This is a genomic window from Streptomyces flavofungini, from assembly GCF_041028215.1.
In the GTDB taxonomy this organism is placed as follows: domain Bacteria; phylum Actinomycetota; class Actinomycetes; order Streptomycetales; family Streptomycetaceae; genus Streptomyces; species Streptomyces flavofungini_B.
Genome location: NZ_JASKYR010000292.1, coordinates 1 through 8795, shown reverse-complemented (window position 1 = coordinate 8795; position 8795 = coordinate 1). Strand labels below are relative to the sequence as shown.

Genomic DNA, 8795 nt, shown 5'->3' with positions numbered 1-8795 from the left:
CCTCCCGACCCATTGACCCCCCGCAGGCGCGGAACCTACCCTGAACCCCGCTCCATGAAAGCGCTTTCTAGTGGCACCGCCAGACGGCCAAGACCGGTACCGCTCAAGCGCTGACGCAACTCACCGCACGCCCGGCGACCGGCAGCCGGCCATCAGCCAAGCCAGCCAAGCCCAGCCAAGGGGAGCGCCATGAGTTCCACGGCACGCAGCAGCGCACGGCCACGCAGCGGACCGCCGAGCGGCCGACCGCCGCGGCGGCGCAGAAACGCACCGAGACCCGTCCTCGTCCTGATCGCCCTGCTCGCCCTCGTCGTGGGGCTCGGTCTCGCCGATCCGCCGCGCGCCGAGGCCGCGCCCGCCTTCCGGGTCCTGGTCTTCTCCAAGGTCACGAACTTCCCCCACGACTCGATCCCCGCGGGCGTCGAGGCGATCGAGAAGCTCGGCGCCGAGCACGGCTTCGAGGTCGAGGCGACCGACGACGCCTCGGTATTCACCGACGCGGGCCTCGCCCGGTTCCAGGCGATCGTCTTCAACAACACCAACTCCACGCCCGAGAAGGGCGACCTGCTCGACGCCGCCCAGCGCGCGGCGTTCCAGAAGTACGTCCGCGCGGGCGGCGGCTACGTGGGCCTGCACGCGGCGTCGGCGAGCGAGCGCGACTGGGACTGGTACGAGGGCCTGGTCGGCGCCATCTTCGACAAGCACCCGGAGGTGCAGACCGGCCGGGTCAAGGTGCTCGACCACGCGCACCCCTCCACCAAGGATCTTCCCGAGCTCTGGGAGCGCACGGAGGAGTGGTACAACTGGCGCGCCAACCCCACCGGCAAGGTGCACACCCTCGCCCAGGTCAAGGTGCGTGACGGGGTCTCCGGGCTCGACGAGGGCGTGGACCAGCCGTGGTCCTGGTGCCAGAACTACGACGGCGGCCGGTCCTGGTACACGGCGGGCGGCCACGCGAAGTCGGCCTTCACGGAGGAGGGCTTCCTGCGGCATCTGCTCGGCGGCATCCAGTGGGCCGCGGGCGACAAGCCGGGCGATTGCAGCGCCACGAGGACGGGCAGCTTCCAGCGCACGCCGCTGGCCACCGCCGATCTCGCCGACCCCTTCGAGCTGGCGGTCGCGCCCGACCGCCGGGTCTTCTTCATCCAGCGCACCGGCAAGCTGAAGATCATCGACCAGGAGTCCCTCAAGGTCTCCACGGCGCTCGATCTCGCGTACACGCCGGAGATGACCAGCCAGTCCGACGGCCTGCTCGGGCTCGCTCTGGACCCGGATTTCAAGGACAACCACTGGCTCTATCTGCTCCACTCCGACAAGACGGAGAAGCGGATCAACCTTTCGCGGTTCACCGAGGCGGGCGGGAAGATAGCCGCGGCTTCGGAGAAGCGGCTGCTCACCATTCCGACGCTGCGCGGCGAGGGCCGGGCCAATTCGCACATGGCGGGCTCGATCGCCTTCGACAAGAAGGGCGATCTGTACGTGGCGACGGGTGACAACACCGATCCGTTCGCCTCCGACGGTTTCTCGCCGATCGACGAGCGCGAGGGCCGCCGTGCCTGGGACGCGCAGGGCACCTCGGGCAATACGAACGACCTGCGCGGCAAGATCCTGCGGATCACCCCGAAGGACGACGGGACCTATGCCGTGCCCGAGGGGAACCTCTTCCCCGCGGGGACGGACAAGACGCGCGGGGAGATCTACGCGATGGGGTTCCGCAATCCGTTCCGGATCACCACCGACCCGCTGAGCGGCGCACTCCTGGTCGGCGACTACGGCCCGGACGCACGACAGGCCGTCGCCGACCGCGGCCCCGAGGGCACCGTCGAGTTCGACCGCGTCACCGAGCCGGGCAATTACGGCTGGCCCTACTGCGTCGGGAACAACACCCCGTTCAACGACTACGACTTCGCGACGAAGACGTCGAAGGACAAGTTCGACTGCGCGAAACTCGTCAACGACTCCCCCAACAACACGGGTCTGCGCGAGCTGCCGCCCGCCAAGCCCGCGAACGTCTGGTACGCCTACTCCGATTCGAAGGAGTTCCCCGAACTAGGCACCGGCGGCGGTGCCCCGATGAGCGGTCCCGTCTACGACTACGACGCCGGCAACCCGTACAAGACCAAGTTCCCCGAGTACTTCGAGGGAAAGTGGTTCAACTACGAGCTGACACGGCAGTGGTTCAAGACGTTCTCGGTCCAGGAGAAGGACCAGACATTCACCGATCCGCGGTTCGAGCCCGCGAAGAAGGGTGATCTCCAGTCCATCAACACCATTTTCTCCGACATGAAGTGGAACCAGCCCTTCGACGCCGATTTCGGCCCTGACGGAGCGCTGTACGTCATCGACTTCGGGCTCGGCAGCGGCACGGGCCGCGGCGGCAGCAACGAAGGCTCCGGCATCTACCGCATCGACTACGTGGCGGACGGCCGGCTGCCCGACGCGCGGGCCGCGGCCACCCCGGACACCGGGCGCGCACCGCTCACCGTCACGTTCTCCAGCGAGGGCTCCGGCCTGCCGGACGGCAAGCCGGTCTCGTACGCCTGGGACTTCGACGGGAACGGCACCACCGACTCCACCGAAGCCGCCCCGACCCACACCTACACCAGGAACGGGCAGTTCACGGCCCGGTTGAAGGTGACGGGACCCGGTGGCCTCGAAGGGCTCGCCGTGCGGGACATCACGGTCGGCAACACCCGGCCGACCGTCACCATCCAGCAGCCGCCGAACGGCGGCACGTTCAGCTTCGGTGACACCATCCCCTTCACCGTCAAGGTCAAGGACCCCGAGGACAAGCAGATCGACTGCGCGCGGGTCGTGGTCCAGTCCCAGCTCGGGCACGACTCCCATCTGCACCCGCTGGACAACTACACCGGCTGCACGGGCGAGATCGTGACGGACGCGGGCGACAGCCACGGACCCGGCCAGAACCTGTACTACGGGATCACGGCCCAGTACGAGGACAAGGGCGCCGGTGACGTGCCCGCGCTGACCGGTTCCAGCTCGCTGACCCTGCGCACGTCCTTCCGCGAGGGCGAGCACCGCACCGCGACCGGCGGGGCGCACGGCGGTGTGGAGACCGGCTCCCGGACGGACGCGTCGGGCGGCAAGCGGCTCATCGAGATCGAGGACAAGGACTGGGTCTCCTTCGACCCCGTCCACCTCAAGGGCGTCGACTCGGTGACGGTGGGCGCCTCCTCCGGCGGCCTCGGCGGCGACGTCGAGTTCCGGGCCGGATCGCCCACGGACACCCTGCTCGGCAAGGTGACCGTGCCGAACACCGGCGGCTGGAGCAACTTCGTCTCGCCGACCACCACGCTGGCGAAGCACGACGGCACCACGAAGCTCTACGCCGTCTTCACCAACCCCGAGTGGACGGCCGACAAGCCGGACCTGCTGTCGGTGGACTGGCTGCGCTTCAACGGACCCGGCGTCGAGAAGCGGTCCGGCGCGCAGGTCACCCTCACCGCGGCCCCGGCGACCGGCGCACCGCCCCTCGCGGTCGGCCTCACCGGCAAGGTGAAGCTGCCCCCGGGACGCACCGCCGCCTCCTACCACTGGGACTACGGCGACAACTCCGCCCCGTCCGGCGGCACCGAGGGCCCGACCGCGCGGCACACCTACGCGCGCGCGGGGTCGTACACCGCCCATCTGACGGTGACCGACGACAAGGGCGACACGACGACCGGCGCGGTCCGGATCACGGCGAAGGCGGTACGACGATGAAGCCCGGACATGCCCCCGAAGGCTCGCGGCGCGCCTTTCTCCGTACGGCCCTCGGTACGTCGGTGGGGCTCACCGCCGCTGCCGGCGGGGCGGTGCCCGCGTGGGCCGGTGCGGGCCGCGGCAAGCACCGGCGCATTCCGCGCGGCGGCATCGGCATGCACCTCTACACGATGCGCGACGCGCTCGCGCGGGACTTCGCGGGCACGCTGGAACAGCTCGCGGAGATCGGCTACGCGACGGTGGGCGTCAGCGGCAGGCACGGGTACGACGCCGCGGCGATCCGGCGGATGCTGGACCGGGCGGGGCTGCGGGCGGTCCTTGAGCACATCGCCTATCCCACGCTGAGCGGCGACGGGCTGCCCCGGGCCCTCGACGATCTGCACGCTCTGGGCGCCGCCTGGCCGGTGGTGCCCAGCCTGCCGGGGGCCATGCACACCCCCGACGGCTTCCGGGAGGCGGCGCGGCAGTTCAACCGGATCGGCCTCGCCTCACGCGAGGCCGGTCTGGGTCCCGTCCTGTTCCACAACCACGGCTCCGACCATGTGGTGATGGACGGCCGGAGCCTGTACGACATCCTGCTCGCGGAGACCGATCCGCATCTGGTCGCCTTCGAGCTGGACGTGTACTGGGCCGAGAAGGGCGGTGGCACCAAGCCCGGGACGTACTTCCGGCGCCATCCGCGCCGCTTCCCCGCGCTGCACGTGAAGGACATGGCGGCCGACGGCGGCTTCGCCGACGTCGGTTCGGGGACGCTCGACTTCGCCGCGATGTTCGCCCACGCGCGCGTGGGCGGTGTCCGGCAGTGGCTGGTCGAGCACGACACCCCGGCGGACCCGTTCGCGACGGCACGCAACAGCTACGCCTATCTGGCGGCGCTGCGCTACTAGGGCCATCCGTCGGGATCAGTCGGGGCTCGCGGAGCCGAGCCGCTTGTAGAACAGCGTCGTCGGACGGAGGGCGCCCGCCGGGTCGGTCGCGTAGTCGGGGATCGACCCGGCCGGGGTCCAACCGGCCCCGCGGTAGAGCGTCTCCGCGGGGCCGCCGGTCTCGGTGTCCAGGACGAGCAGGGTCACGCCCGCGTCGGCCGCCGCCGCCTCTGCGGTGGCCAGGAGCGCGCGGGCGAGGCCCCGCCCGCGCGCCGACGGATGCACCATCAGCTTGACGATCTCGGCGCGGTGGCGGCCGTTGGGCTTGTCCGTGAAGGCGACACTCACGGTTCCCGCGACCCTTCCCGCGTCGAGCACGGCCCAGACGGCGAGGCCGCCCGCCTCGACCGCGCCGGAGCGCCCGCGCCACCAGTCGGCGGCCGTGGCGCCGTTCAGGTCCGCGAGGAAGCCGAGCGAGGCGCCGCCCCGCACGGTCGCGACGAGCAGGTCGGCGAGACCGTCCGCGTGGCCGACGAGCCCGGCGGCGTCCAGCCGCGTGACGCCCGCGTCCAGGCCGGTCGCGACTCCGATCCCGACAGCGGTCCCGACACCGGTCCCGACACCGGTCCCGGAGACCGTCACGGCTTCACCACCACCAGTACGTACCGCACGGCCTCCTCGCCAAGGCAGCGGAATCGCGACGCGCCCCACAGCCGGTAGCGCAGGCAGTCGCCGGTGCCCAGGGCGTGCGCCTCCCCCTGGACGGTGACCTCAAGGGCGCCTTCGAGCACCCAGATGTGCTGTTCGAGACCGGGCACGGGCGGCCGGTCGTACGCGATGTCCGCGCCCGGCTGGAGCCTGCCCTCGACCAGCTCGCCGCGCATGCCGATGTGCGGCGGCGACACGGACCAGCGCATGAACCCGGCGTCGTCGTCCGCCCAGACCGCCTGGTCGACGGCGCGCACGAGCTGCGCGGGCTCCGCCTCCACCTCGCTCAGGAGCTGCGACATCGTGCGTTCGTAGACGGCGCAGAGCCGGTTGAGGAGGGCGGCCGTGGGGCTGATCTCGGCGCGCTCGGCGCGGGAGAGGGTGGAGCGGCTGATGCCGCTCAGCTCGGACAACTCACCCAGGGACCAGCCGCGTTCGGCGCGCAGCTCGGCGAGCCGGGCGGCGAGGCGGGCGTCGACGCCTTCGTGCTCGTGAGCGTGTTCTGTGGAGGGCACGTCCATATCTGGCACGCTATCCCGCATCTGGGACGGCGGACAAGCGTGTTCCACTTCGTGGACGCCCGGTTCAGACGTCCGGTTCAATCGTGCGCCGATACCGCCCCCAGCAGCTCCCTGATCCGTCCCGACGCCGCGCGGAACTCGGGCGATGCGAGGGTGGCCGCGTAGTCGCGCTCGGCGGGCAGGCCGACGTCGACGATCTCCGTGACGGTGCCGGGGCGCGGGCTCATCACCACGACGCGGTCGGCGAGGTAGGCGGCCTCGGCGATCGAGTGCGTCACCAGGATCACCGTGGTGCCGGTCTCCCGCCAGATGCGGTTCAGCTCCACGTTCATGTGCTCGCGCGTGAGGGCGTCGAGGGCGCCGAACGGCTCGTCCATGAGGAGCACGGGCGGCTCGTGGAGCAGCGCCCTGCACAGCGCCACGCGCTGCTGCATGCCGCCGGACAGCTCGTGGGGGTAGGCGTCCTCGAACCCGGTGAGTCCGGTCATGCGGATCAGATCGTCGGCACGCGCGCGTGCCCGCTCCCCCGGGATCTTCCGCATCTCCGCCTGGAGGAGGATGTTGCGCCGCGCCGAGCGCCAGTCAAGGAGGGCGGCGCGCTGGAAGACGTAGCCGATGTCGCGCCGGGGGCCGCGCACCCGTTCGCCGCCGAGGAGCACCTCGCCCGCCGACGGCGCGAGCAGTCCGGCGACCAGTTTGAGCAGCGTGGACTTGCCGCATCCCGAGGGTCCGACGATCGCGACGAACTCGCCCTCCGCGATGTCGAGCGAGACCCCGCGCAACGCGGTGACGTCCTTCTTCTTCGTACGGAAGCGGACGTCGACCTCGTCCACCCGTACGGCGGGCGCCACCGCCGAGGCGAGGGTGCCGCCCTTCTCCCGTACCGCCTGGTCCTTGAGCGCCGCGTCGTCAGGCGTGCCCGCCCTCATCCCTTGACTCCCTTGGCCGCGTCCCAGTACTCCGCGACGGGCCTGGGGTTCTTGACCATGCCCGCCTCCGAGAAGACCTCGATGGTCTGTTTCCAGTCCGCCTCCGTGTTGGCGCCCGGCGCCTTCCCCTTGGTGGCGTCGGTGTGCAGCAGGGTGAGGGTCGTCCTGAACTGCTCGGCGAGGACGTCCTTCGGCGGGAGCTGTGCGGAGGCGCCCTCCATGGCGGCCACCGCGGGCCCCGGGCTCTTCTCCGCCGCCGCCCACGCCTCGCTCACCGCGGCGGCCATCCGCTCGGCCAGGTCGCCCCTGCCCCGGAGGGTCCTGGCGCCCACGATGAGGCCGTTGGAGTAGAAGTTCAGGCCGTGCTCGGAGAAGCGCAGATAGGAGACGTCCTTCTCGGCCTTGCTGCGCATGGTCGGCCCCTGGTCGCTCGCGTAGCCGAGCAGGGCGTCCGTCTTGCCGGAGATCACCGCGGCGATCTTGCCCGCCGGGTCAGTGTTCTGGACCTTGACGTCGGAGGCGTCCATGCCGTTCTTCTGGAGGAAGATCGGGAAGGTCTTGGTGAGCGCGTCGCCCGCCGTGCCCGCGATCGTCTTGCCCTTCAGGTCACCGGGCGAGGTGACGTCCTCGGAGGTGAAGGACTGCACGGACGCCGGGGTGGTCTGGAGGAACACCCCGAGGCTCTTCACCTGCACCCCCTGGTCCACGCCCGCGAGGACGGCCGGGGTGTCGGCCCAGCCGAAGTCGGTCTGTCCGGCGGCGGTGGCCTGCACGGTCTTCTGCGAGCCCTGGCCCGCCCTGATCTCCAGGTCGATGCCGTGCTTCTCGAAGATCTTCCGCTTCTCGCCGTAGTAGAACGGCGCGTGCTCGCCGTACGGGTACCAGTTGAGCGTCAGCGTCACCCGGTCCAGCTTCTCGCCGGAGTCGCTGACGCTCGTCTTCTCGTCGCCGCCACAGGCCGTGGCGGCCGTCGCGACGAGCGCCAGGGGGACGAGGCCGGTGAGGAGTCTGCGCGCGTGCATGGGTACGGCCCTTCTCGCGTACGGCGGGACATGGCGGGGCAGCGGGCGTTCAGTACGTGGCGGCCGGGTCCCTGCGGCCCGCGTGCCAGGGAAGGAGCAGCTTCTCGGCGATCTCGACGAGTACGAAGAGCACCACGCCGATCAGGGACATCACGAGCAGCCCCGCGAAGAGCATGGGGGTGTCGAGGTTGCCGTTGGCCTGGAGGATGACGTAGCCGAGGCCTTCGTCGGCGCCGACGAACTCGCCGACGACCGCGCCGGTGACCGCGAGCGTGACGGCCACCTTGAGGCCGGAGAAGAGGTGCGGGAGCGACGCGGGGAAGCGGATCTTCAGGAAGGTCTGCCACGGGCGCGCGCCCATCGTCGCGGAGAGCTGGAGCATCTCCGGATCGACGGCCTTGAGGCCGGTCACCATCGAGATCACGACGGGGAAGAAGGCGATCAGGACGGCGATGAGGATCTTCGGCGTCACCCCGAAGCCGAGCCAGACCACGAACAGCGGGGCGATGGCGATCTTCGGCACGACCTGGGCGAAGAGGAGGATGGGGTAGAGGGTCTTCTCGACCGTCGTCGAGGCGACCATGAGGACGGCGGAGACGATGCCGACGGCGACCGCGAGGACGAACCCGAGCAGGGTCTCGTACGTGGTGACCCAGCTGTGCTGCCAGAGGTAGCCGGGCTTGTCGAGGACCACGTCGAGGGTCGCGCCCGGCGAGGGCACCAGGTACGCCTCGACCATCTCGGTGGCCGCGATCAGCCACCAGGCGCCGAAGCAGACGAGCAGGAGCGCCAGCGGGCGCCAGCTCTTCTCGGCCATGCCGGCCGTGCGCTTACCGATACCGGGACGGCGCCGCGGGGCGACTCCGGCCGTCTTCACGGGGGCGGGAGCCGGTGTGGACAGTGCGCTCTTCACAATGAACTCCCCTGGGAGAAAGCGCTTTCTGGCCGTGCGTCGGTCACGCTAATGACTGGCTGAGCACAGGGTCAATAGGGCGAACCCGAGATTTGCGGGGGGTGTGTGGTGGG

Annotated in this window: 7 protein-coding genes; 2 read left to right on the top strand and 5 right to left on the bottom strand. The window is 70.6% G+C overall.

Features of this window, described 5'->3' with window-relative positions; genetic code table 11:
• The first annotated feature begins 189 nt into the window (after nt 1-189).
• Both AB8Z36_RS20615 and AB8Z36_RS20610 read left to right on the top strand, forming a co-directional pair.
• Nucleotides 190-3723 (top strand): ThuA domain-containing protein, encoded by a 3534-nt coding sequence (locus tag AB8Z36_RS20615; RefSeq protein WP_369214822.1) that lies wholly within the window; start codon nt 190-192, stop codon nt 3721-3723.
• Nucleotides 3720-4610, top strand: coding sequence for a sugar phosphate isomerase/epimerase family protein (locus AB8Z36_RS20610; RefSeq protein WP_369214821.1), 891 nt, complete (start codon nt 3720-3722; stop codon nt 4608-4610). The genes AB8Z36_RS20615 and AB8Z36_RS20610 overlap by 4 nt, the downstream gene beginning before the upstream one ends.
• 15 nt (nt 4611-4625) lie before the next feature.
• On the opposite strand, the gene AB8Z36_RS20605 is transcribed toward AB8Z36_RS20610, so the two are convergent.
• The 5 genes from AB8Z36_RS20605 to AB8Z36_RS20585 all read right to left on the bottom strand — a co-directional run bounded on the left by AB8Z36_RS20605 (nt 4626) and on the right by AB8Z36_RS20585 (nt 8682).
• Complete coding sequence (locus AB8Z36_RS20605) at nt 4626-5162, bottom strand: N-acetyltransferase family protein (protein WP_440581962.1); 537 nt, start codon at nt 5160-5162, stop codon at nt 4626-4628.
• 65 nt (nt 5163-5227) lie between these two features.
• Complete coding sequence (locus AB8Z36_RS20600) at nt 5228-5818, bottom strand: helix-turn-helix domain-containing protein (protein WP_369214820.1); 591 nt, start codon at nt 5816-5818, stop codon at nt 5228-5230.
• Nucleotides 5819-5895: 77 nt separating this feature from the next.
• The gene (locus AB8Z36_RS20595; protein ID WP_369214819.1) at nt 5896-6747 is read right to left on the bottom strand and encodes an ABC transporter ATP-binding protein; all 852 of its coding nucleotides are present in this window, start codon (nt 6745-6747) and stop codon (nt 5896-5898) included.
• Complete coding sequence (locus AB8Z36_RS20590; RefSeq protein WP_369214818.1) at nt 6744-7769, bottom strand: ABC transporter substrate-binding protein; 1026 nt, start codon at nt 7767-7769, stop codon at nt 6744-6746. The genes AB8Z36_RS20595 and AB8Z36_RS20590 overlap by 4 nt, the downstream gene beginning before the upstream one ends.
• 49 nt (nt 7770-7818) lie before the next feature.
• Nucleotides 7819-8682, bottom strand: a complete 864-nt coding sequence (locus tag AB8Z36_RS20585) for an ABC transporter permease (protein WP_369214817.1) — start codon at nt 8680-8682, stop codon at nt 7819-7821.
• Between the last annotated feature and the right edge of the window lie 113 nt (nt 8683-8795).